This is a genomic window from Devosia sp. ZB163, assembly GCF_028613635.1.
Classification (GTDB): domain Bacteria; phylum Pseudomonadota; class Alphaproteobacteria; order Rhizobiales; family Devosiaceae; genus Devosia_A.
In genome coordinates, this window is record NZ_JAQRMY010000003.1 from 630,918 (window position 1) to 653,617 (window position 22,700).

Annotated in this window: 25 protein-coding genes; 7 read left to right on the plus strand and 18 right to left on the minus strand. The window is 65.6% G+C overall.

Going from position 1 to position 22,700, the window contains the following annotated elements; translation table 11 throughout:
- The first annotated feature begins 2 nt into the window (after positions 1-2).
- Positions 3-1,127 carry an iron-containing alcohol dehydrogenase gene (locus PRN20_RS16870; protein WP_273958723.1) on the plus strand — a complete coding sequence of 375 codons (1,125 nt, stop codon included), beginning with the start codon at positions 3-5 and terminating at the stop codon, positions 1,125-1,127.
- Here the strand turns inward: PRN20_RS16870 and PRN20_RS16875 are convergent.
- Positions 1,124-1,834: a GntR family transcriptional regulator gene (locus PRN20_RS16875; RefSeq protein ID WP_273958725.1), complete on the minus strand. Its 711-nt coding sequence runs from the start codon at positions 1,832-1,834 to the stop codon at positions 1,124-1,126. The genes PRN20_RS16870 and PRN20_RS16875 overlap by 4 nt on opposite strands.
- 67 nt (positions 1,835-1,901) lie before the next feature.
- Here PRN20_RS16875 and uxuA point away from each other — a divergent pair, with 67 nt between their 5' ends.
- Positions 1,902-3,119 carry a mannonate dehydratase gene (uxuA, locus tag PRN20_RS16880; RefSeq protein WP_273958726.1) on the plus strand — a complete coding sequence of 406 codons (1,218 nt, stop codon included), beginning with the start codon at positions 1,902-1,904 and terminating at the stop codon, positions 3,117-3,119.
- Here the strand turns inward: uxuA and PRN20_RS16885 are convergent.
- From PRN20_RS16885 to PRN20_RS16910, 6 genes are all read right to left on the minus strand, one after another.
- On the minus strand, positions 3,116-4,258 hold the full coding sequence (locus PRN20_RS16885; RefSeq protein ID WP_273958727.1) for a succinylglutamate desuccinylase/aspartoacylase family protein: 1,143 nt from the start codon (positions 4,256-4,258) through the stop codon (positions 3,116-3,118). The two genes, uxuA and PRN20_RS16885, sit on opposite strands and share 4 nt — an antisense overlap.
- A 13-nt stretch (positions 4,259-4,271) precedes the next feature.
- A complete protein-coding gene (locus tag PRN20_RS16890) occupies positions 4,272-5,015 on the minus strand; it encodes an ABC transporter permease subunit (protein ID WP_273958728.1) in 744 nt (247 codons plus the stop codon).
- Positions 5,015-5,857, minus strand: coding sequence for an ABC transporter permease subunit (locus tag PRN20_RS16895; RefSeq protein WP_273958730.1), 843 nt, complete (start codon positions 5,855-5,857; stop codon positions 5,015-5,017). The genes PRN20_RS16890 and PRN20_RS16895 overlap by 1 nt, the downstream gene beginning before the upstream one ends.
- Before the next feature lie 52 nt (positions 5,858-5,909).
- A complete protein-coding gene (locus tag PRN20_RS16900; RefSeq protein ID WP_273958731.1) occupies positions 5,910-6,671 on the minus strand; it encodes a transporter substrate-binding domain-containing protein in 762 nt (253 codons plus the stop codon).
- A gap of 121 nt (positions 6,672-6,792) precedes the next feature.
- Positions 6,793-7,683 carry a 50S ribosomal protein L3 N(5)-glutamine methyltransferase gene (gene prmB / locus PRN20_RS16905; protein WP_443112579.1) on the minus strand — a complete coding sequence of 297 codons (891 nt, stop codon included), beginning with the start codon at positions 7,681-7,683 and terminating at the stop codon, positions 6,793-6,795.
- Positions 7,684-7,712: 29 nt separating this feature from the next.
- Positions 7,713-8,495: an ABC transporter ATP-binding protein gene (locus tag PRN20_RS16910; RefSeq protein ID WP_273958735.1), complete on the minus strand. Its 783-nt coding sequence runs from the start codon at positions 8,493-8,495 to the stop codon at positions 7,713-7,715.
- A gap of 132 nt (positions 8,496-8,627) precedes the next feature.
- Here PRN20_RS16910 and PRN20_RS16915 point away from each other — a divergent pair, with 132 nt between their 5' ends.
- Complete coding sequence (locus PRN20_RS16915) at positions 8,628-8,828, plus strand: CsbD family protein (RefSeq protein WP_273958737.1); 201 nt, start codon at positions 8,628-8,630, stop codon at positions 8,826-8,828.
- Between the two features lie 170 nt (positions 8,829-8,998).
- Here the strand turns inward: PRN20_RS16915 and PRN20_RS16920 are convergent, their stop codons facing one another.
- Both PRN20_RS16920 and PRN20_RS16925 read right to left on the minus strand, forming a co-directional pair.
- Positions 8,999-9,166, minus strand: coding sequence for a DUF1328 domain-containing protein (locus PRN20_RS16920; protein WP_273958739.1), 168 nt, complete (start codon positions 9,164-9,166; stop codon positions 8,999-9,001).
- A gap of 113 nt (positions 9,167-9,279) precedes the next feature.
- On the minus strand, positions 9,280-10,074 hold the full coding sequence (locus tag PRN20_RS16925) for a response regulator (protein ID WP_273958741.1): 795 nt from the start codon (positions 10,072-10,074) through the stop codon (positions 9,280-9,282).
- Positions 10,075-10,251: 177 nt separating this feature from the next.
- Between PRN20_RS16925 and PRN20_RS16930 the strand changes: the two genes are divergently transcribed.
- Together PRN20_RS16930 and PRN20_RS16935 are read left to right on the plus strand one after the other, a co-directional pair.
- Positions 10,252-10,437: a NepR family anti-sigma factor gene (locus PRN20_RS16930; RefSeq protein WP_273958743.1), complete on the plus strand. Its 186-nt coding sequence runs from the start codon at positions 10,252-10,254 to the stop codon at positions 10,435-10,437.
- A gap of 4 nt (positions 10,438-10,441) precedes the next feature.
- Positions 10,442-10,996 (plus strand): RNA polymerase sigma factor, encoded by a 555-nt coding sequence (locus tag PRN20_RS16935; protein ID WP_273958745.1) that lies wholly within the window; start codon positions 10,442-10,444, stop codon positions 10,994-10,996.
- Here the strand turns inward: PRN20_RS16935 and PRN20_RS16940 are convergent.
- On the minus strand, positions 10,989-11,363 hold the full coding sequence (locus PRN20_RS16940) for a hypothetical protein (RefSeq protein ID WP_273958747.1): 375 nt from the start codon (positions 11,361-11,363) through the stop codon (positions 10,989-10,991). The genes PRN20_RS16935 and PRN20_RS16940 overlap by 8 nt on opposite strands.
- Positions 11,364-11,641: 278 nt before the next feature.
- On the opposite strand from PRN20_RS16940, the gene PRN20_RS16945 reads away from it, so the two are divergent.
- Together PRN20_RS16945 and PRN20_RS16950 are read left to right on the plus strand one after the other, a co-directional pair.
- Positions 11,642-13,039 carry a sensor histidine kinase gene (locus tag PRN20_RS16945; RefSeq protein ID WP_273958749.1) on the plus strand — a complete coding sequence of 466 codons (1,398 nt, stop codon included), beginning with the start codon at positions 11,642-11,644 and terminating at the stop codon, positions 13,037-13,039.
- Between the two features lie 80 nt (positions 13,040-13,119).
- A complete protein-coding gene (locus tag PRN20_RS16950; RefSeq protein WP_273958750.1) occupies positions 13,120-14,043 on the plus strand; it encodes a diacylglycerol/lipid kinase family protein in 924 nt (307 codons plus the stop codon).
- A gap of 58 nt (positions 14,044-14,101) precedes the next feature.
- On the opposite strand, the gene PRN20_RS16955 is transcribed toward PRN20_RS16950, so the two are convergent.
- The 8 genes from PRN20_RS16955 to PRN20_RS16990 form a co-directional block, all read right to left on the minus strand.
- A complete protein-coding gene (locus tag PRN20_RS16955; protein ID WP_273958751.1) occupies positions 14,102-14,335 on the minus strand; it encodes a hypothetical protein in 234 nt (77 codons plus the stop codon).
- Between the two features lie 102 nt (positions 14,336-14,437).
- Positions 14,438-14,905, minus strand: coding sequence for a hypothetical protein (locus PRN20_RS16960; RefSeq protein ID WP_273958753.1), 468 nt, complete (start codon positions 14,903-14,905; stop codon positions 14,438-14,440).
- Positions 14,906-14,908: 3 nt separating this feature from the next.
- Positions 14,909-15,304, minus strand: a complete 396-nt coding sequence (locus PRN20_RS16965; protein ID WP_273958755.1) for a DUF883 family protein — start codon at positions 15,302-15,304, stop codon at positions 14,909-14,911.
- Positions 15,305-15,476: 172 nt separating this feature from the next.
- Entirely contained in the window at positions 15,477-15,635 is a 159-nt protein-coding gene (locus PRN20_RS16970) for a DUF3309 family protein (RefSeq protein ID WP_273958757.1), read from the minus strand.
- Positions 15,636-15,647: 12 nt separating this feature from the next.
- Positions 15,648-15,815 (minus strand): hypothetical protein, encoded by a 168-nt coding sequence (locus tag PRN20_RS16975; protein ID WP_273958759.1) that lies wholly within the window; start codon positions 15,813-15,815, stop codon positions 15,648-15,650.
- Positions 15,816-15,934: 119 nt separating this feature from the next.
- A complete protein-coding gene (locus PRN20_RS16980; protein ID WP_273958761.1) occupies positions 15,935-16,813 on the minus strand; it encodes a transglutaminase family protein in 879 nt (292 codons plus the stop codon).
- A 14-nt stretch (positions 16,814-16,827) separates the two neighbouring features.
- Entirely contained in the window at positions 16,828-19,236 is a 2,409-nt protein-coding gene (locus PRN20_RS16985; RefSeq protein ID WP_273958764.1) for a circularly permuted type 2 ATP-grasp protein, read from the minus strand.
- A gap of 79 nt (positions 19,237-19,315) precedes the next feature.
- Positions 19,316-22,654 (minus strand): transglutaminase family protein, encoded by a 3,339-nt coding sequence (locus tag PRN20_RS16990; RefSeq protein ID WP_273958766.1) that lies wholly within the window; start codon positions 22,652-22,654, stop codon positions 19,316-19,318.
- Positions 22,655-22,700 lie beyond the last annotated feature (46 nt).

The window sequence follows — 22,700 nt, forward strand, 5'->3', positions numbered from 1 at the left end:
CCATGGCCCGCATCAATTACCTCACCAGCATCGAGTTTGGCGCGGGCGCGCTGCCCACGATAACCGAGGCACTGGAGGAACTGCATGTGCAGCGTCCGCTGCTGGTCGCCGATCACGGCATCGCCGGCGCGGGACTGGTGGCGGAAATCCTCGCGCACATGCCCGCCGGCACGCCAGTCTTCCTCGATACGCCGCCCAACCCCACCGAAGCGGCCGTCCATGCCGCGCTCGCCCTCTACCGGGCCGAGAGCTGCGACGGCGTGGTCGCCATCGGCGGCGGCTCGCCCATCGATCTCGCCAAGGGCGTGGCACTGCTCGCGACGCATGCCGGCACGCTCGAGCAGTACGCCATGATCTATGGTGGCCTCGAGCGTATCTCTGCCGTGGCGCCGATGGTCGCCGTGCCGACCACCTCAGGTACCGGAGCCGAGGTTGGACGCGCCGCGCTCATCACGCTGGACGATGGCGGCAAGCTCGGTTTCATTTCTCCTCACCTCATTCCCAAACGCGCCATCTGCGATCCGCAACTGACCTACGGCCTGCCGCCGGGGCTCACCGCGGCGACCGGGCTCGATGCGCTCAGCCACTGCATCGAGACCTATTGCTCGCCGCGCCTCAATCCGCCGGCCGAGGCCATTGCGCTCGACGGGGCAGGGCGCATCTGGCGCAACATCGAGACGGTCGTCGCAGACGGGCGCAATCACGCCGCGCGGTCCGAGATGATGATGGGGGCCCTCATGGGCGGGCTGGCGTTCCAGAAGGGATTGGGCGCCGTACACGCTCTCAGCCACGCTCTCGGCGGGCTCAAGGATGTCTCGCTGCACCACGGTACGCTCAACGCGATCCTCATGCCGCCGGTGCTGCGCTTCAACCAGCCGGAGATCGGCGAGAAGCTCGGCCGGCTCAAGGCTGCGATGGGCCTGCCGCTGGCGGCCGATCTCGCGCTCGAACTCGATGCGCTAAACCGCAGGCTCGGCATTCCGGCGAACCTGCGGGTCCTCGGCGTGCGCGAGGATCACTTCGACTGGGTGATCGAACGGGCGCTCGCCGACCACAGCCACGCGACCAACCCGCGCCTCGCCAGCGCTGCCGACTATCGGGCGCTCCTCGAAGCAGCGATGGATTAGCCCTCGGCCGCGAACAGGTCCGGATGGGTCTCGGCCAGGTGCGGGAGCGACGGCACGATCTCGTTGAGGTGCTTGTGCATCATGGCCGAGGCTGCGTCGCCATCGCGCTGCTCGAGGGCGTCGACGATCTTGGTGTGCTGGTCCACCACCTGCGGGCGGGGCGTGGCATCGGGGAAGCCGAGATAGCGCACGCGGTCGAGCTGGGCCTTGAGGCTCACGATATGCCGCCAGGCGTGCTCGCAGTCGGCGAGCCCGGCAATCGTGGAGTGGAACTCGTCGTCGAGCTGCATGAACTCTTCCAGCCGGCCCTTGAGCGCCACCTGCTGTGCCGCGAGCAGCCTGCGCAACTCGGCAATGTCGGTGGAAGTCACCGCTTCCGCGGCCTTGCGGACCACGGCGAGCTCGATCGCCTCGCGGAGGAAGCGGGAGTTCTTCACCTCGCGAATGGAAATGAGCTTCACGAAGGTGCCGCGCTGCGGCCGGACTTCAACCAGTCCCGCCTCGGTGAGCTTGATGAAGGCCTCGCGCACCGGCTGCCGTGAAACCCCGAGCTGGCGCGCCAGTTCGGCTTCGGACAACAGATGCCCCGGTCGAAGCTGCAGTTGCACGATGGCACTGCGCACCGCGTCGTAGACGCGCAAGCTCATCGACGCCTGACGCACTCCAGCACCGCTTGGCTGCGTGCCGAGCTCCAGTTCAATGGTCATGTTGACTCCCCGTCGTGTGCCATACTAGCACCGGCCGAGGCGGATGTAAGCGTCGGGAGGACACAACATGCGGCAAACTTGGCGTTGGTTCGGACCTGCGGATCTGGCGAAGATCGACGACATCGTGCAAGCCGGCGCTAAAGGTGTGGTGACGGCGCTCCACCACGTGCCCAATGGCGCGGTGTGGACCGCCGAGGAGATCGGCCGGCGCCAGGCGCAGATCCGCGTCCGCAGCGACGGCAAGCCCTCCGGTATCGAGTGGGATGTCATCGAGAGCCTGCCGGTGTCCGAGGACATCAAGAAGCAGAAGGGCGACTGGCGCGCCCATGTCGAGAATTACAAACAGAGCCTGAGGCACGTCGCGGCCGCCGGCCTGCGCGTCGTCTGCTACAACTTCATGCCTGTGCTCGACTGGACACGCACCGACCTGCGCTACGAGGTTGCCCATGGCGGCACCTGCATGCGCTTCGACATCAACGACTTCGCCGCCTTCGACATCCACATCCTGCAGCGTCCCGGCGCGAGTAGGGACTTTTCGCCCGAGGTCGTCGCCGAGGCTGGCCGCCGTTTCGCCGGCATGGATGAGCCGACGCAGAAGCAGCTCGCTCGCAACGTCACGATGGGCCTGCCGGGCTCGACCGAGAGCATGACGCTCGACGATGTTCGGGCGCATCTCGCCGAATACGGCCACATCTCCGTCGACCAGTTGCGCAAGCACTTCATCGACTTCCTTTCCGAGATCGTGCCGGTCGCCGAGGAAGTCGGCGTGCGCATGTGCTGTCACCCGGACGACCCGCCGTTCGCGCTGCTCGGACTGCCGCGCATCATGTCGACGGCTGCCGACTATCGGCAGGTGCTCGGCGCGGTCGATAGCCCCGCCAATGGCATGACGCTGTGCTCCGGCTCGCTCGGCGCACGGCCGGACAACGACCTGCCTGCGATCATGGATGAGTTCGGCCCCAAGGTGCACTTCCTGCACCTGAGGAACGTCAAGCGCGACACCGACGACATCGCCGGCTCCTTCTACGAGGCCGAGCACCTGGGTGGCGACACCGACATGGTGGCACTCATTGCCGCGATCCTCAGGGAAGAGACGCGCCGCAAGGCTGAGGGCCGCGAGGATGCGCAGATTCCGATGCGGCCCGACCACGGGCAGGACATTCTCGACGACCTCGGCCGTCGCGCTCAGCCAGGCTATCCGACGATCGGCCGCCTAAAGGGCCTCGCGGAACTGCGCGGCGTGATGACGGCGCTCGGCCACAAGGAGTTCGGGCTCAACACCTAGTCCTCCAGCAGGTACGCGCCCTTCCGGCCAACAAGCGGTGCGGTGCCGACGATCTTCATGATCCCGGCGCCGCGCGGTGCGTACTTCGCCATGGCCCGCGACAGCACCAGTCCGTCCGTTCCTGCGAGGATCGGCGTGCGCGCCATGAAGGCCTCCGGCCCGTCGAGCGCGATCAGGTCCGCCACCGGCTGGCCCTTGCGCACCAGTTCGCCGAGGTCGACCCGATAGGCCACGAGCCCGGGGCGGTCAGCGCGCACGATCTCGGTCGCATCGAACGGCGTGGCCTGCGACAGCGGGGCAGGGCGCTCGCCCGGATCGGCGTCGATCAGGTTGCGGCCGCAGAGGAACCCCCACAGCCGGCGGGCGTCGTCGGCGCCCAGTTCGTCGAACACATCGGCCTGGCCGCGATATTCCAGCGTCGCCGTCGCGCTCGCCATGGGAACGGGCTTGCCGGGATTGGCCAGCGCGACCTTGCGGTAGAGCTGCGGCAGCACCTCGTCGAACGAGCCGCCGCCGGAATCGGCTGCCGTCAGCGTCGCCGCGGCGCCCATCCAGTCGGCGAGGTCCTGTAACTCCGGCATCAGCTCGGGCGAGGTGAAGATGTGGATCAGCGAGTCATCGTCGCAGTGGAGGTCGAAGACGAACTCGGCGTCGTGCGCCTCCTTCATCACCAGCAGACGCAACTGCTCGGCCGCCGACCGCGGCTGCTGCGCGTCGATCCAGTTTGCGACGGCCTTGCGGATCAGGTTGACGTTGAAGCGCTCGTCGTCGCTCAGCCGTCCGGCAAGCTGGCTACGCACCGCCTGGAACAGGTCGGGCCAGCGCCGGTTGAAGTTTATGCCGGTGTTGGCGTCGTAGCGGCCGATATGCCGGCGCAGCGAGAAGGTCGCCATCCCGAGTGGGTTTACCAGCGGCATCACGGTGAAGCGCGCCCGCAGCAGTCCCTGATCGTCGGCCTGCCGCAGCATGGGCAGGAGATGGTGCAGCACCATGGTGCCGGGGTGTTCGTCGGCGTGCAGCGCGGCCTGCAGGTGCACCTTCTCCGGAGCATCCTTCGGTCCGACCACGTAGTAGGTAAACTCGGTGATCGCACCTGGCGTGTCGCCACGCAGTGGCACGACCTTCCTCTCGAATGCCATGACTTGTGGCCTCCTAACGCATCCAGCGCGGCGAGAATCGCATCGCCGGCGGCTTGGGCAGGTGTCGCATGAGATGGCGATAAACGCGCCCGAAAACGAAGAAGATGGCGGCCGAGATGGCGAGGAAATAGAGCGCCGCGATCGGGTAGTGAAGGAAGGCGTTGAAGTCGCGTTCGAACAGCTCGCCGGCCTTGTTCATCAGGTCCTTCTGGTCGTTGATCACCGGCAGGGTGAGGTAGACCAGCGCGGTGGCGTGGAACATGAACACCACCTCGTTGGTGTAGGCCGGCCAGGCGATGCGGATGACATTGGGCCATATCACGGCGCGGAACTGCTGGGCGCGGCTCATGCCGAAGGCGCGCGCCGCCTCCACTTCGCCCCTGGGCACCGTCATCAGTGCGCCGTGGAGGATGTTGGCCGTGTAGGCCGTGGTGTTCAGCGCCAGCACTGCCGGTCCGAGGATCAGTGGGTTGAGCACGATCCAGTCGATCCCCAGGGGCTTCCACACGCTCAGGTTGAAGGCCAGCGCCAGCGAATAGAACATGAAGAGCTGGATGAAGAAGGGCGAGCCGCGGAACGCGTAGATGTAGCCCCGGCAGAGCCTCGAGATCAGCGGGTTCGACGAGCCCTTGCCCAGCGCCATGAAGATCGCGAACACGAATCCGACGGGGATCGAGGCGATGGCGAAGTAGATGTTGAACAGCGCCGGCTTGGCCAGCAGCACGAGATCGGTGGCGATGGCGTCGAGCATGGTCATCAGACTGCTCCCGCCGTTGCCATGCCGCGACCTGCCCAGCGGGTCAGGGCAGCGAACACCTTCTCGGAGATGAAGGTGATGAGGATGTAGAAGGCGAGCAACACGAGGTAGTAGCCCCAGCGCCAGTCCGGATGGACGAGGCCCGCCGAGCGCGTGAAGTTGGGTGCGCCGAGGCGGTCTGCCCAAAGTACCATGTCGGAGATCTGCAGCAGCGACAGCAGCGAGGTCGACTTGAACAGCAGCATCCAGACATTGGAGAGGCCGGGCAGTGCATAGACCCACATCTGCCGGATATGGATGCGCGTCATCACCTGCCAGGGGCTGAGACCAAAGGCCCGGGCCGCCTCGAGCTGGCCGCGCGGCACAGCGTTCATCGCCCCGGAGATCACGTTACCGGCGAAGGCGCCGTAGACGATGCCAAGCGAAACGCCGGCGAGGATCAGGTATTCGCCCGTGCCGAGCAGAAGGTTCGCCGCAGTGCAGGGCGGCCACTGACCGGACGCCAGTTCCATGGGGCTGCACACGGCCTGCGCCCGCAGCCACTCCATCCCCTGCTCGAAGGCAAGCGGGAAGAACAGGAAGAACAGCACGTCGGGGATGCCGGGCAGCACCGAGGTGTAGATGCCGCCGACCAACCGCGCCGGGCCGAAGCGGGAGTTGCGTCCGGCGGCGGCGAGGGTGCCCAGGGCGAGCGCCACGACAGCACCAAGGACGCCGGCGGCCAGCGTGTACTGCACGCTCGCATACCAGCTCAGATGCTTGCCGTTGGTGAAGTAGCCCAGCCAGAACAGGACATCCTGCCCAAGGAAGTCCTGGAGCCATTGCGGCAGTAAGTCGACCATCAGGGTCCCGAAAGTCAGCCGGGGCGGGAAGGCCCGCCCCGGTAGGATGACATCAGCCGCCGGCGAAGATCGGGCCGGGCGCCTTGTCGGGGAACCACTTGATGATCAGCGCGTCGAGCGAGCCGTCCTTCTTCATGGCGTCGATTGCGCTGGTCAGCTTGTCGCGCAGGTCGGTATCCGCCTTGCGGACGCCGGCGCCGACGCCGTTGCCGAGCATGACCTCGGGGCCCACCACTTCGATGGCGCCGCCCGAACCGGCGACGATTTCGGAGATGTAGGAGCCGTCGGCGAGGACGACGTCAACGTTGCCGGCATTGAGGTCGGCCAGCGCCTGGTCGGCGGTCTCGAACGCCTTGATGGTGTTGCTGCCGCCGAAGGTGGTCTCGGCATAGCCGGCCTGGATGGTGCCGCCCTGGACGCCGATGTTCTTGCCGCTCAGCGCATTGAAGTCGATCTGGGTGCCGGTCCGGACCATGTAGTTGGACGGATCGGGCGGGAAGTAGTTGGTGGTGAAGTCGATGGTCTGCTTGCGCTCATCGGTGATCGACATGCCCGCCATGATCACGTCGTAGTTGCCCGCGACCAGGTTCGGGATGATCGAGTCCCACTCGTTCACCTGGAAGCTGCATTCGAGAGCGGCGCGCTTGCACAGCTCGTTGCCGAGATCGATCTCGAAACCGGCGGGCTTGCCGGCGTCGTCGAGGAAGTTCCACGGCGCATAGGCGCCCTCGGTCGCGATACGGATAGCCTGCGCGTTGGCAGAGGTCGCGAAAAGGGCAAGCACCGTCGCTGCTGCGAGGACTAGCTTATTCATACGTCTCTCCTGTCGCCGACGTTCGGTCGGCACAATTCTTGGGCCGGTCCTGACCCCGGCCATTGGCACTCTGCCCCCAAGCGGCGAGCTCGGCCTAACGCTATCGGTTTTTACCGTTTGGTCAATCGTTGCGGAATTGTTGCAGTGAATCAGCGCCCAGCCAAAAGACTTCGCCCTCACTGTCTTCGGTATCGAGCCACACGAAGGGCAGGTCCGGGTACTCTTGTTCGAGGAAATGGCGCCCGGTGCCGATCTCGCAAATCATTCCGCCGCCAGGCGTAAGGTGTTGGCCCGCCTGGGCAATGATCTCGCGCACGAGGTCCAGCCCGTCCTCGCCGCCCAGATGGGCCATCTGTGGTTCGCTGGCGTACTCGGCCGGAAAGGCTTCGACCTCGCCGGCGGCCACATAGGGCGGGTTGGTGATGATCAGGTCGTAGCGCCGCCCCGCCAAGGGGGCGAAGAGACTGCCCTCGAGCAGCTCGACATGCTCGCCGACGCCGTGGTCATCGACGTTCAGCCGGGCCACGCCCAGCGCGTCAGGGCTGAGATCGACGGCATCGATCCGGGCGTGCGGAAAGCACATGGCGGCGAGGATCGCGAGGCACCCCGACCCGGTGCAGAGATCCAGCACCGAGCCGACCTCCGACGGATCGTCGATCAGGCCGAGGCGGTCCGGGCCCAGTTCACCGTGGAGCAGCAACTCGGCGATGAAGGAGCGTGGGATGATGACCCGCTCATCGACGCGGAATGGGATGCCCTGGATATAGGCCTTGCCCACGAGATACGGAGCCGGCTTCCGCGTCTCGATGCGCGCATCGAACAGGCCCACCAGCTTCTCGCGCTCGCCGAGGGTCAGGCGGGCATCTAGCCAGGGGTTGATATCGTCGACGGGGAGGCGAAGTCCTTCGAGGATCAGGAAGGCGGCTTCGTCCAGAGCGTTAGCGGTGCCGTGGCCATAGGTGAGATTGGCCGTGTTGAAGCGGCTGACAGCATAGCGCAGCAGGTCGCGCACCGAGATGAGTTCGTCGGCAACTCTCATTGTCAGCCATGGCCTGCCGCAATGAGGAACTGCTTGAGCCGCAGGGACTTGGTGTTACCGAACACCTCAGCCACCGTGCCCTCTTCCTCGATCTTGCCCTGGTGCAGGAAGACCACCTTGCTCGCCACGGTCTTGGCGAACTGCATGTCGTGGGTGACGAGGATCATCGTCCGCCCCTCGTCGGCGAGCAGCTTGATCACCCGAAGCACTTCGACCTCGAGTTCGGGGTCGAGGGCGGAAGTCGGCTCGTCGAAGAGCATGACCTTGGGGTTGATGCAGAGGGCCCGGGCGATGGCGGCACGCTGCTGCTGGCCGCCGGAGAGCTGAGCCGGGTAGCTGTCGGCCTTGTCGCGAATGCCCACCTTGGCCAGCATCGCGAGCGCTTCCTCGCGCACTTCGGCCTTGTCGCGCTTCTGCACCCGCAGCGGCGCTTCCATGACGTTCTCGATGATCGTCATGTGGCTCCACAGGTTGAACGACTGGAACACCATGCCGAGCTCGGAGCGGATGCGCCGGATTTGCCGCTCGTCGGCGGGCCGGCGATGCGGCGGGCTGCCGACGAGCGCGATCTCTTCTCCAGCCACGCTCACCGTGCCGCTTTCGGGTACCTCGAGCATGTTGATGCAGCGCAGTAGCGTCGACTTGCCCGAGCCGGAGGAGCCGATAAGGGCCACGACATCGCCCTGGCGGGCGGTCAGCGTGATGCCCTTCAGCACCTCGACAGGGCCGTAGGACTTGTGGAGATCGGCGAGTTCGACGACGGGTTGGGGCAGGCTGTTCAGCATCGGCGCACCAAACCCAAACAAGCGCGTGCTGGCAAGCAAATTGCGGAACCCCTCCTTTCCTGACGGCGTTTGTCTTTCACTGGGGGCCCCGTGACAGGCCTCCTGTCTCAATAGCAATCAAGGAGAAGTCCGATGAATTGGAACCAGGTCGAAGGAAATTGGGAGCAGCTCAAGGGTAAGGTGCAGACCCAGTGGGGCAAGCTCACCGACAACGACCTCGACATCATCAAGGGCAACCGCAAGCAGCTCGCCGGCAAGATCCAGGAGCGCTACGGCAAGGCCCAGGAGATTGCCGAGAAGGAAGTGGACGACTGGTTCAAGCTCCTCAACTGAGGCAGATCAAGCAACCGATCAAAGGCCCCGCTCCGGCGGGGCCTTTTCTTTGGGCAGCGATTGTGAGGACGGGCCCGAAAAAGCTGGCGGCCCCATCCATTCGGAAGGGGCCGCCGCTACCTCGAACCGCGGACCCGGCAGGGACGGCTCGAGCTATCGATCCTGAATTTCTAGGATGCGCGCCGGAACAGGCCGATGATCAGCGAGATCACCAGGAAGGCGAGGAAGAGGAAGAACAGGATCTGCGCGATGCCCGACGCCGCGCCGGCGATGCCGCCGAACCCCAGGACGCCGGCGATGATCGCGACAACCAGGAAGACCAGAGCCCATTGTAGCATTTTTCTTGTTACTCCGTTGATCCGATAGGCAATAAACGGCAGGCAAGGCCAAGAGTTCCGGCAAAAAAGAGGGCCGGGCAACGGCCCGGCCCCAACATATCATGCGATAACGGCTATGCCGCTGCGCGCGAGCCTTCGTCGAAGAACAGCGCCTGGCTGATCAGTGCGCGCACCATATCGGGGTTGAACGGCTTGGTGACGAGGAAGGTCGGCTCCGGCCGCTCGCCCGTGAGCAGGCGCTCCGGGAACGCGGTGATGAAGATCACCGGGATCGGGTGTGTGTGCAGGATATCGTTCACCGCATCGATGCCCGACGAGCCGTCGGCGAGCTGGATGTCGGCGAGGATCATGCGCGGCTGGGTCTTGTGATAGAGCGCCACCGCCTCCTTGTGCGTGCGCGCGATGCCGACCACGCGATGGCCGAGACCCTCGACCATCTGCTCGATATCCATCGCGATCAGCGGCTCGTCCTCGATGATGAGGATGTCGGTCGCCACCTGGCGGGAGATGTCGGCGGAGGCCTGAGCGAGCAGGTCGGCGAAATCGCCGGCGCTCACGTCGAGCACTTCGGCCGCTTCTTCATGGCTGAAGCCCTCCACGGCCACCAGCAGGAACGCCTGGCGTGCCCGGGGGGCGAGATTGGCGAGATTGGCCGCCGCCCGCGATTCCCAGGGGAAGGTCGAGGTCGGTTCCGGCACCCGGATGGCTGAACTCGAAAACAGCTTCGAATAGAGCCGGTACAGGGCGATGCGATCGTTGGAGGCTTCAGGGAAGATCGACAGGTCGGCGATCAGGGCTTCCAGAGTTGCTGCCACATAGGCGTCGCCTGAGGTCTGCGATCCCGTTACGGCGCGCGAAAATCGGCGCAGGTAAGGAAGGTGCGGCGCAATCCGCGTGGACAAAGACATGGACAATCTACTCCCGTGACGCTTGTAGAGCTTACCATGCCCAAAACGATGGGCCGCGAACTTGGTTCCGCAAAATTGGAACTTTTCCCGTTGTGACGCATTTCTGTGCCGCGGCCGGATGCTGGGGGCTTCAGAATCCCGCTGTGGGGCGAAGGGTTTATGCGAGAAAAAACCACCATGAATGATTTGGGTTTACTGCGGCGGCGCCGGGACGATGGTCTAGGGCCGAACTCGGACATCGGAAACAAGCTTCGGGCGCTCTACGGCGCCGTCCAGAGCGAAGAGATACCCTCGAAGCTGATCGACCTGCTTGAGCAGCTCGATGCAGTCGAAAAGCAGGCCAAGCCGGCGAAGGGTGAGTGAGCTTATGGATGCCGAAAAGCCGAGCTTCAAGCGCGAGCTCCTCCAGACTCTGCCGAGCCTAAGGGCGTTCGCCGTGTCGCTTTCGGGGCGACACGACAAGGCTGACGACCTCGTGCAGGACACCGTCATGAAAGCCTGGGCGAAGCAGGAGAGCTTCGAGATGGGCACCAACATGAAGGCGTGGCTGTTCACGATCCTTCGCAACGAGTTCTACAGCCAGATGCGCAAGCGCGGACGCGAGGTGCAGGACACCGATGGTGCGTTCACCGAGAGGCTGTCGGTCCACCCGTCGCAGTACGGCTCGATGGACCTGGTCGATTTCAAGGCGGCGCTCGACAGGCTGCCGGACGACCAGCGCGAGGCGATCATCCTGATCGGTGCGTCGGGCTTCTCCTATGAGGAGGCGGCCGAAATCTGCAAGTGCGCCGTCGGGACGATGAAGAGCCGAGTCAGCCGCGCCCGCACCAAGCTGCAGGAAGTGCTGCAGGTCGCCGGCGAGTCCGACTACGGACCGGATTCCGTTTCGGCTCAGGTCACCACCGGCGCGCGGTTCACATAACCTCTTCAGGCGGGGCGACGCCACGGAGCGCCGCCTCGCACGCAGCCAGCAACGCAGCGGTATCGAAGGGCTTCTCCAGGGGGGCGGTGCCTGTGAAGAGCGACTGTATCGCTCGGTCTGCCGACGTGATCACCACAGCGACACCCGCTTCGCGCAGCCGTTCCGCGAAATCGAGAACTTCTGGGCTACCCAGCCTCGCCTCGATGACGGCGAGGGCGAAGCCACTCAGCGGGCGGCCGCTCCGGCTGAACTCCGGCACATCGCGGTACACTTCAACTCCGGGTACGCCCGCCGAGATCAGCGTCTCCTCGATATCGGACGCAATGAGGTACTCTTCCTCGATCACGAGGGCGCTCGCGTTGAGCATGTGGGGGGATTCCTTGACGCCTTCTAAGGGAGGTGCATCCTTGACCTTCGGGCGCAGCGGTTCATTAAACAATGATATGCCCGGAACGAGCGGCCTATCCGGCGGGAGCACGGGCGTTCGGACACTTGCACGACCCTGTGGATACGGTCCCCGAGGTGGCATCGGGCCCAAATCTCGCCACCCATTGCGACTAGAAGGCGGACCGGTTCCGGTCGTGGGCTCGGGGGGCGAAATCCGGGCGCGAAGGACCCATCGAGCAGGCGAAGGGCGGCGCCTCCATGACTGAGCTGAGTACGGACGGCATCATTGTCGGCACGCCGCCGCGCGCGAAATGGCGCAGGGTGATCGTGCTCACTTCGCTCGGGCTCGTCCTCGTAGCGGTCCTGGCAGCGCTGTTCATGGTCCGCACGGTCGACAGCCAGCTCGCCGACATCGGCAGGACCTACGAGATTCGGCGCGAGGCGCGGGAACTCATGCTCTCGATCGTCGACGCCGAAACGGGCCAGCGGGGGTATCTGCTCACTGGCGATCCCGTCTACCTCGATCCCTACAACCGCGCCGTCGCCAACCTCAGCGACAGGAACCAGCGCCTCATGCGGCTGATCGAAGGCAACGATGCACAGCGGCAACGGCTCGAGGGACTTCTCCCCGATCTCGATGCCAAGCGCGCCGAGATGGCGCGCACCATCGAGCTCATGTCCAGCGGACGCAACGCAGAGGCACTGGCACTGCTGCGCACCGATACCGGGCAGGAGCTGATGGAGCGCCTGCGGGAGACGCTCAGGAGCTTCATCGAGGAGGAGGATGCCCGCCTCGTCGAGCGCAATGAGCGGATGGAAGTCTATCGCCAGGCGCTGGTCATCGCCATTCTCGCGGCACTCGCAGCGGCGGCGGTGCTCGGCTACTCGCTGCTGGCGCGCACCCAGCGGCGTGTCGCTGCGCTGTCGCAGGAGCAGTCGATCCTGCGCAGCCAGAATGTCGAGCTCGAGGAGAAAATCCGGGAGCGCACCGCCGAGGCAGAGGAGGCCCGCGCCCATGCCGAGCGCGAGCGGGCGCGGCTCGAGACGCTGCTCCAGGACACCAATCACCGCATCGGCAACTCGCTGGCGACCGTGTCGTCGCTCCTCGGTCTGCAACTGGCACGAACGTCCTCCGACGAGGTGCGGCGGGCGCTTGAGGCAGCGCAGAGTCGCGTGCAGGCCATTGCCTCGGGTCACCGCCGCCTGCGGCTCGGTGCCGACCTCGAAACCACGAACGCGGCCGAATTCCTCCACGAAGTCATCGACGATCTGGCCGCCAGCGTGCCCCCCGACAAGAAGGTCGCCTTCAGCAAGAAGATCGAGCCGCTGATCATCCCGGCTCGCGACGCCACGACGATCGGTATCGTGGTGAGCGAGCTCGTGACCAATGCGCTCAAGCACGCATTCGCGGATGACGGGAGAGGTTCGATCTGGGTCGTTTTCGGCGTCAACGAGGCCGGCATTCCGAGGCTCCAGGTCGATGACGATGGGCGCGGCCTGTCGCCGACCGATGGGCCGCAGACCGGGCTCGGCGCGTTGATCATCAACCAGCTGGCCAGGCAATTCGGGGGCGATGAGCCGGCCTATTTGCCGCGCGACGGCGGGGGAACCTCGGTAATCGTCGAACTGCCCAAGCTGCGGACTGAGCCCGATTGATCCGGCCGGAACCTGTACCGGTTCTGCCCGTTCGTTGATGCCAACACAGCCAGGGGCAGGGCATGCGATTCATAGGCGTTTTGAACAAGGACGGCGGCACTTTCCGCACGACGGAGATGGAAGCGTTCGCGCGCGGCGCCGAAGCCGTGTTTGCCGAGAGCGGTCATGCGCTCGAGTGCCGTGTGGTGGCCGGTGACGAACTCGAGGCCGAACTCGAACGGGCCGCGCGCGAGCCTGGCGTGGAGGCCCTGCTTGCCGGTGGAGGTGACGGTACGATCTCTGCTGCGGCCGGCATCTGCTTCATGCACGGGATCGCGTTGGGAGTGCTGCCGGCAGGCACGATGAACCTGTTCGCCCGCTCGCTCGGCGTCCCGCTTCAGCTCGATGCCGCACTCGCCGCAATTGCCGGCGGGGATGTCGTCCAGGTGGACATCGCCACGGCAAACGGCCGGCCCTTCGTGCATCAGTATTCGGTCGGCATGCATTCGCGCCTCGTGAGGATCCGCAACGGCCTCACCTATCGCAGCCGTTGGGGGAAGATGCTCGCCAGCCTGCGAGCGGTTGCTCTTGCCCTGTCGCGGCCGCTGAAGTTCGAAGTCGAAATGACCACGAGGCAGTCGCGCGAGCGTCGCAAGGCCACGGCAGTCGCCGTCTCCAACAACGTGCTGGGCGAGGGGCACGTCCCCTATGCCGAGGCCGTCGATCGTGGTGTGCTCGGCGTCTATGTGGTCAAGCCCATGCCATCGGCGGAGCTGGCGCGCCTGGCGCTGTCGCTGGCGTTCGGCAACTGGAAAGCCCACCCCCTCGTCTCCGAGAAGGAGGTGGCGCAATTAACCCTGAGCTTTCCGCGCCGCAAGGCCTCGGCCCAGGCCGTGCTGGATGGAGAGCTGATCCCGCTGGAGCAGCGGGTCGACCTGCGAATCCATGCGGGCGGTCTCAAGGTGATTGTGCCGACGACAGAGCGGCCGGAAGCCTCGAAATCGGCGAGCGTCGAGTCGGCATGAGAAACCCCGCCTCGAGTTCATCGAGACGGGGTCCACACGTGAATGGCGAATGCTGACCCTAGAGGCTGGATGCGCCGGCTTCGACAGGCTCCTGTCCGAGGCGGCGCAAGGCATTCTCGATGGTCTTGAGATCCTCGCCATCGTCGCCGTCGACAGGGGTCATGCCCTCGGTCGCGCTACGCTCCTTGGAGAGCGAGTCCGCTTCGAGCTGGCGCAGGATGGTGATCTTCTCGTTCTCCTGCATCTGGTCGTCGGTCAGTATGGATACGATCTTCCGCTTGATGTGGGTCATGGCTCACACTCCTTGGAAATCCTTCGTTCCGTTGGCCTTTTTGTTAGCCCGCGGTTTGCGGTGCTCAGGGTAACGCGGCCTCTGCCGGCCGGTTCCTTCACATCATTCGGTGTCGTGGCCATTGGCTTGGCGGTCAGGGCGCGAGCCGGTCGGCTTGGCCAGCAGATAGGCGGCGGCCAGCGCACCGCCGATCGGGATGCCGACCTTCCTGACGAGATCGGACTTCATGACCAGCGGGATGGCTGTGAGCGCCGCCGTGGTGACGAGGGCGGTCTTCTCGGCGGTGTTGCGCCGCTGCGTGGCGTGCCGGCGGGCCGCGTTGTCGGAAATGGTGATCCCCGCCCAGATGGCAATAGCGATCACCGCTGCGGCCGCGCCGATGATCAGTGGCGCGACGATTGGCCCCCACATGCTGACGAACCATGCGTGGAGCCCGACAAGCAGGAAGACCAAGCCGATCAGCGCAAAAAGCGCCACGGCCGACCAGGCCATGGCGTTTCGCTTGACGTGTTCGAGCAGCTCGTCGACCTCGATGCCGAGGACCGAAGCCGCGAGCGCCAGCAACTGCATGGCCTACCTCGAGACGACGGCGAGGACGAAGCCGAGCGCGATCGCGCCTGCGACGGCGGTCAGCGGCTTTTCGCGGATCGTGTCCTTGATCTGCTTTTCGAGCTGGCCGAACTCGTCCTGAGCGTCCTGTATGGCGCGTTGCCCGGTCTGCGCCAGGTGACGAGACTCGCGCTTGGCCATGGCCTGCGCGTCGTTGACCTTGCCACCAGCCATGCTGGCGAGCGTCGCGGCGATCTGCTTGAGGTCGTCCTGCAACTGGTTCACCTGCGCTGCCAGATCGTCTTCACTCGTCTTTGCCGAAGCAGCGCGGCGGGGTGCAGCGCGACGGGGACCGTTCGATGCACGGCGGGCAGGTGTAGACGAGCTCCGGTTGGGAGCCATATCGGTTGTGGATGCCATTGTGGTCGCTCCTGTTAGGTTGAGTCCTTGAACGCGCTAGTTGCGGGTAAGTTCCTGCAAGCAGAATTGGCGCGTCGAGCAGCGGGCCCAAATAAAGTGCACCCCGGTTCGGGCGCGAACCGGGGTGCCTTAGGCGAGCCGAAAGGGGGGCGACCTTGGCTCGCGGAGCTCGTCAGAATACGCGCATCAACACAAGGATGACGACGATGACGAGCACGACGCCAAGGATACCGGAGGGGTAAGCTCCCCAGGAGCGGGAGTAGGGCCAGGCCGGTAGGGCGCCGATTAGTAGCAGGATCAACAGGATGATGATGATCGTGCTTAAAGTCATTGTGTAACGCTCCTACAGAACAGACAGCAGGAGCGTCGCGGCGACTGCGAGGATGCCGATCGCGGGAACCACGGCTGTCAGCACCGCACCGTAGTGCGTGCGACCGTCGTAGCCCTCCGGCACCCAGGCAAAAGCTGCACGGCTAGCGTGTTCCAGCTTGGCGATCTCGTAAGTATTCATCGCTCTCGTTCCTGTTCGTGAAATCAGTCGGTTAAGACCGGCTGAGACACGCCGCAAGCGCGTCTGCCTCACAACGGCGAGGTTCAGAACTTGGTTCCGGAGCTTTGGATTATTTCAGGTTACTCTACGCGAACCACGTCGACCGACTGCTTGGCCGAGTGTTCGCCGCTGGTGCGCAGCACCCCGACGATTGGTGAAACGTCGGAGTAGTCGCGGCCGTGACCGATGGTGATGTGGTCGGCACCGGCCACCATCGCATTGGTCGGGTCGAACTCGACCCAGCCGGCATGCTGGCCGCACCAGACGCGGACCCAGGCATGCATGGCGTCCGAGCCCTCGAGGCGCGGCTTGCCCTTGGGCGGGATGGTCCTGAGGAAACCCGAGACATAAGCGGCGGGGATGCCGACGCCGCGCAGCCCGGCGATCATCACATGGGCGAAGTCCTGGCACACGCCGCCCCTGAGGGCGAAGGCCTCGACCGGCCCCGTGTCCACCTTGGTGACATCCTTGTCGTAGCGGAAATCGCGGTGGATCCTGAGGCAGAGGTCCATCGCAGCGGCGCGAACCGAGAGCGTGCGGTCCACCGACTCCCGGGCGTAGGCCGTGATCTCCGGGGCCAGCGGGACGCGGGGCGATGCGGCGAGGAACTGTTGCGGCGAATCTGGCGCTACCGACCAGAGCGCGGCAAGCTCCTGCTTCAGCCCGGACAGGTCCGGTGAAAGGTCTGCGGAGCTGTGCAGGTCCTCAACCTGGACCCGGGCGGAGAGCCGTACGCTGAGATGATCGTGATAGCCGGAGTAGGCGATCGTGGTGACGAGGTTGCCGAAATAGTCGGTGAACGTCGTTTCCTGCTGCGGCCGCGGATCGAATGACAGCGACGAAGCGATCACCCGCTGGACCTGCGGGATCGACGCCGGGCTCACGCGCACGAGGTGGCGGTCGCCGTGCACCGAAGCTTCGTAGTCGTAGTGGAGTTCGAGCCGGACGTCGTAGAGCACGGCCCTGTCTCCCCTCAGGCGAAGTAGGCGTCGGCGATGAGGCCGGCCAGGTTGCCGATATCGATCCCCAGCCGGCTGAGGCGGGGCGTCGTCATGTCTTCTGGCTCGGCAACGCGCAATTCGGTGTCGAGCGACAGGGCGGACTTTGCGGCCGCGGAGAGATGCCCATCCTCGACGCCACCCGGCAGCTGTTCCAGCTGCTGGTGGAGCTCGGCGATCTGGAACCGGACGGAGCGCGGGTTCAGCGAATCGAGTACGAGCAGGTCGATGTAGGAGTTCACACCCGCTATCACCGAGAACCGCCGGCGGTGCGTCATGACGCTGTCGCCGATCTCGAGCAGCAGGTCGAGCGAACCCTCGGGCGCATTCTTGCGAGTGCACCAGGCGACGGCGCCTGCGATCTGGATGCCGCGTTCGAGGCGCCGTCCGATCTCGAGGAAGCGCCAGCCGGCGAAGCGGTACATGTTCTCGTGCACGAGGCCGGAGAAGCCGGCGAGCTTGCGCAGTAGCACAGTCATGGCCCGTGTCGCGTCATCGCCGGGCTGGACGCGCTCGGCGAAGGCTCGCGCCGTCTTGCGCAGGTCGACGAGCGCAAGCCACCCGTCCGGCGAGAAGCGGTCGCGGATCTGGCTGGCGCTGTGGACGGCGCTGTCGATGGCGGCGAGCAGCCCGTGCGGCAGCGGCACCGAGGCATCGACGCCGAGGCCGTCGAGATAGGCGCGCGTGTCCTTGAGCAGGGCAAGGTCGGGGTTGGAGCTCTCGGCAAGGCGGGCGTTGTACGCCCGGAGGATGCGAACGGTGGCTTCGCACCGCTCGGCATAGCGGCCAAGCCAGATCAGGTTGTCCGCAGCGCGGCTCGGCAGGCTGCCTGCCGAGATGCGCACGAGCTTCTCGCCTTCTCCGGGCAGAAGCGACACGCGCTCCACCGGTTCGCTGCTCACCACCCACACATCGGCGGCCTGGCCGCCGCGCTGCATGGCGACGGCGGCAGAGTCAGACGTAGCGCCGATGCGGGCGAAGCCACCGGGCATCACTGTCCAGCCGTCCCGGGTGCGCGCTGCATAGACGCGCAGCGTCATCGGCCTAGGCTCCAGTCTGCCCCCGATGTAGAGCGGGGCGGTGGAGAGGTGGACCTGCTCCTGGCCGACGAACGCACCACCCTCCGCCTCGAGGCGGGCGAGCAGCGCCTGTCGTTCGGCGGCGGGCAGAGTTCCGCCAATCACCGTGCCGTCGGTGTCCTCGATGGCGAGGCCGGTGGCGAACGCGGAGCCGACCATCATCTGGTCGAAGTTGTCGATCACGTGCCGGCGCTCGGCTTCCCCGCCACACCACCATGTGGCGATGGTCGGCAGTTCGAGCTCGCTGCCCGTCAGCGCCCGGCAGAGGTTGGGCATGAAGGCGGCCAGGGCGCGCGTCTCCAGTATCCCGGAGCCCAGCGCATTGACCATGGAGATCGAGCCCTGCCGGATCGCCTCGGTAATCCCGGGCGTGCCGATGCGGCTGTCGTAGCGCAGCTCGAGCGGATCGGCGAAGCTCGCATCCATGCGCCGCCACAGCACGTCGACGGGCCGGAGGCCGGAGACGGTCCGCACCATCACCTTGCCGTTCTCGACCACCAGGTCTTCGCCTTCGAGCAGCATGAAGCCGAGATAGCGCGCGATGTAGGCGTGCTCGAAATAGGTCTCGTTGTGCTGGCCCGGCGTCAGGATGCCGACACGCCCTTCGCCGCCGCTGGCGATGGCATTGAGGGCGTCACGGAAGCCGCGGAAGAAGCCGGCGAGCCGGTGCACCGGCATCTTGCCGTAGATGTCGGACAGCGCGCGCGTCGTCGCCACGCGGTTCTCGAGCGCGAAGCCGGCGCCGGAGGGGGCCTGGGTCCGATCGCCCAGCACCCACCATCCGCCGTCGGGCCCGCGACCCAGCTCGAAGGCGCAGAAGTGCAGGAAGTGTCCGCTGGCGGGGCGGATGCCGACCATCGGGCGCAGGAACTCGGCGTTGCGCGCAATCAGTTCCGGCGGTAGCAGGCCACGCTGGACCAGCTCGTTGCTTCCGTAGATGTCGGCGACGATGGTCTCGAGCAGTTCGGCCCGCTGGGTGAGGCCGCGCGTGATTGTCAGCCACTCGCTCTCATCGAGGATCAGTGGCACATGGGCCAGCGGCCAGGCGCGCTCCTTGCCTTCGACGCCATCATACTTGCGATAGTAGACGCCGGAGTCCCGCAGGTACTGGTCGGCGCGCTCGAAGCGACTAGCTACTTCCTCGGGGCCGAGCTCATCGAGGGCGCCAATCAGTTCGGTCCAGCCCGGGCGGACATGACCGTCGGCATCGAGCATTTCGTCCGGAACGCCCGGCAGGGGCCTATAGTCGGCTACCAGGCCAGGTGCCCCGTGCCTCGTCGCCTGCCATTGATTCCGTCGTGTCATGGGAAAATAGCGCTAACGGAAGCCGGCGGATTGGCAAGGGAATTTCGACTGGTTGGTCAAAATCGGCACGCCAGTGTCCTCAAAGGGGCACGCGCAGGTCGAGTGTCAGCGGAAACTCGGCGTTCGGCGCCTCTGCGGGCGGCACGTAGGGGCCCGGCGTGTAGCCGCCGGGGACGAAGCGGCTGAGGCGACGGGCCTCGGCTTCGTTGCCGTTGACCGGGAAGGTGTCGTAGTTGCGTCCGCCCGGATGCGCAGCGTGGTAGGTGCAGCCGCCGATGGCGCGACCCGTCCAGCTGTCGTAGATGGCGATGTGCAGCGGCGCATTGACGGGCAGCACCGGGTGCACGCCGGAGGCGGGTTGCCATGCCTTGAAGCGCACTCCCGCGACGGCCACTCCGGCCTCGCCGGTCGGTGTAAGCGGCACCGCGCGACCATTGCAGGTGACGCGGTAGCGGCCGGGGTTCACGCCCTCAAGCTTCACTTGAAGTCGTTCAACCGATGAATCAACGAAGCGCACCGTGCCGCCGATCGCACCGTGCTCGCCCAGTACGTGCCAGGGCTCGAGCGCGCGGTTGACGGTCAGCTTCATCCCCTCGACCTCCACTTCGCCGCAGAAGGGGAAGCGAAACTCGAGCTGCGCCGCAAACCACTCGGGTTCGAGATCGAAGCCGTTGTCCCTGAGGTCGCCGAGCACGTCGAGGAAATCGGCCCAGACAAAGTGCGGCAGCATGAACCGGTCATGCAGTGTCGTGCCCCAACGCACGAAGCTGCCTTGCTTGGGTGCCTTCCAGAAGCGCGCGATCAGGGCGCGGACCAGCAGTTGCTGTGCAAGGTTCATGCGCGCGTTCGGTGGCATCTCGAAGCCGCGGAACTCGACAAGGCCGAGCCGTCCGGTCGGGCCGTCGGGCGAGTAGAGCTTGTCGATGCAGATTTCCGAGCGGTGCGTATTGCCGGTGACATCGACGAGCAAGTTGCGGAACAAACGGTCGACCAACCAGGGCAGGGGCCTCGCGCCGTCGCCGGGCGGCGGCACCTGCTTCATGGCGATCTCGAGCTCATAGAGGCTGTCGTGCCGGGCTTCGTCGATGCGCGGCGCCTGCGAGGTCGGCCCAATGAACAGGCCCGAGAAGAGGTAACTCAGCGATGGGTGCTGCTGCCAGTGAAGGATCAGGCTCTTGAGCAGGTCCGGTCGGCGCAGGAAGGGCGAGTCCGATGGGGTCGAGCCGCCGACCACGACGTGGTTGCCACCACCGGTGCCGGTATGGCTGCCGTCGATCATGAATTTGTCGGCGCCAAGCCGGGCCAGCCGGGCTTCCTCATAGACCGCGGTGGTCGTCGCGACGCACTCCTCCCAACTGGCGGCCGGGTGGATGTTCACCTCGATCACGCCCGGGTCGGGCGCGACGCGAATGACGTTGAGACGCGGGTCATAGGGCGGAGCGTAGCCCTCGACATGGATAGGTAGTCCGATCGTCCTTGCCGCCTCTTCGGAGGCTGCGATCAGCTCGAGATAGTCCTCCACCGTCGCTATCGGCGGCAGGAAGACGCAAAGCCTTCCATCGCGCAGTTCGACCGAGATGGCGGTGCGGACGGCCCCCTGGATGTCGTCGAGCACCTGCTCGGTGCGCTGCTGCATCTGGGTGGGGTCGGGCGTGAACATCGCGGGCTGGGCGTGGTGTCCGATCCGAACTTCCACCGGCTGGTGCAGCAGTTCCTCGACCTCGGGCAGGTCGGCCAGCGCGATCAGTGGGTCGCGGGGCACGATATGCGGGTAGGCGGTCGGAGACAGATGCTTCAGGGAACCGAGGGGCAGGCGATAGCCGACAGGGGAATCGCCCGGGACGAGGAAGAGCTTGCCGCGGCGCGTGCGCCATTTCTCGGTCATCCACCTGGACCGATCGGCCAGCGCGTTCCAGCGCTGCACCGGCAGCACGTAGCCGGTGGGGTTGGTCAGGCCGCGCTCGAACACCGCGGTCATGCGGGCCCGCGCCTCGGGATCGGCCAGCTGATTGTTCGCGGGGTCGACGTTGGCGGGAAGTTGCCCCTCCTTGAGCAGCCACTCGCCCGGATCCTCATAGGCGGCTGCGACCGAGTCCCCGTCGAGGCCGAGATTGATCGCGATCTCGGAAAGGAGGCGTTCCGCGTCGCCGGGCTTGGCGTCCGTCCGCTGCCCCTCGCCGGCAACCAGGCTTTCGTCGCGCCAGACGGGCTCGCCGTCGCGGCGCCAGTAGAGCGAGAAGGTCCAGCGTGGCAGGGTCTCGCCGGGATACCACTTGCCCTGGCCGTGGTGGAGCAGGCCGCCCGGGGCGAAGCGTTCTCGCAGGCGCCGGATCAGGTCGTCAGCGCGCGCGCGCTTGGTCGGCCCCACGGCATCCGCGTTCCATTCGCCGGACTCGAAGTCGTCGATGGACACGAAAGTCGGCTCGCCGCCCATGGTCAGCCTTACGTCGTGCTGGACCAACTCTTCGTCGACCTTGCGGCCAAGGGCGTTGAGGCGGTCCCAGCTCTCGTCGGAGAATGGCTTGGTGATACGGGGATGCTCGGCGACCCGGTTCACCCTCATGTCGAAGCTGAACTCGACATTGGCGAAGCTGGTGTAGCCCGAGATGGGCGCGGCGTTGCGGTAGTGGGGCGTCGCGGCGAGGGGGATGTGGCTCTCGCCCGTCAGCAGGCCCGACGTCGGATCCAGCCCGACCCAGCCGGCACCCGGCAGGTAGACCTCGCACCAGGCGTGGAGGTCGGTGAAGTCGTGGTCGGTGCCGGCCGGTCCGTCGAGGGACACGAGGTCCGGCTTCAACTGGATCAGATAGCCGGAGACGAAGCGGGTGGCGAAGCCGAGATGCCGCAGTGCCTGCACCAGCAGCCAGCTGGAATCGCGGCACGAACCCTGCCGGCGCGCCAGCGTTTCGTCGGGCTCGAACACGCCCGTTTCGAGCCGCACGATGTAGGCAATCTCGTCCTGCACCTGTGCATTGAGCGCGGTAATGAAATTGACTGTGTTCCGCTGGCTGCGATCGACACTGGCAAGGAACTTCTGCAGCAGCGGTCCAGCCGGCTGCGGCTTCATGTAGATGGAGAGGTCCTCGCGCAGCTCTGCCGGATACTCGAAGGGCCAGTGCTCGGCGCTCTCCTCGACGAAGAAGTCGAAGGGGTTGTAGACCGTCATATCGGCGACGAGATCAACCTCGATCTTGAGTTCGGTCACCGGCTCGGGGAAGACATGACGGCTGAGGTAGTTGCCGTAGGGGTCCTGCTGCAGGTTGACGAAGTGCTTGGCAGGCGTGACCCGAAGCGAGTGGCTCAGTACCTTGGTCTTGCTCTGTGGCGCCGGCTGAAGCCGTATGATCTGTGGCTGAAGGACGACCGGCCGGTCGTATCGATAGTGCGTCAGGTGATAGATCGCGGCTTTGATCGACATGCGGTCGGATGCTCGCTACTGAGGCACAGAAACTTCCCGACAGGAC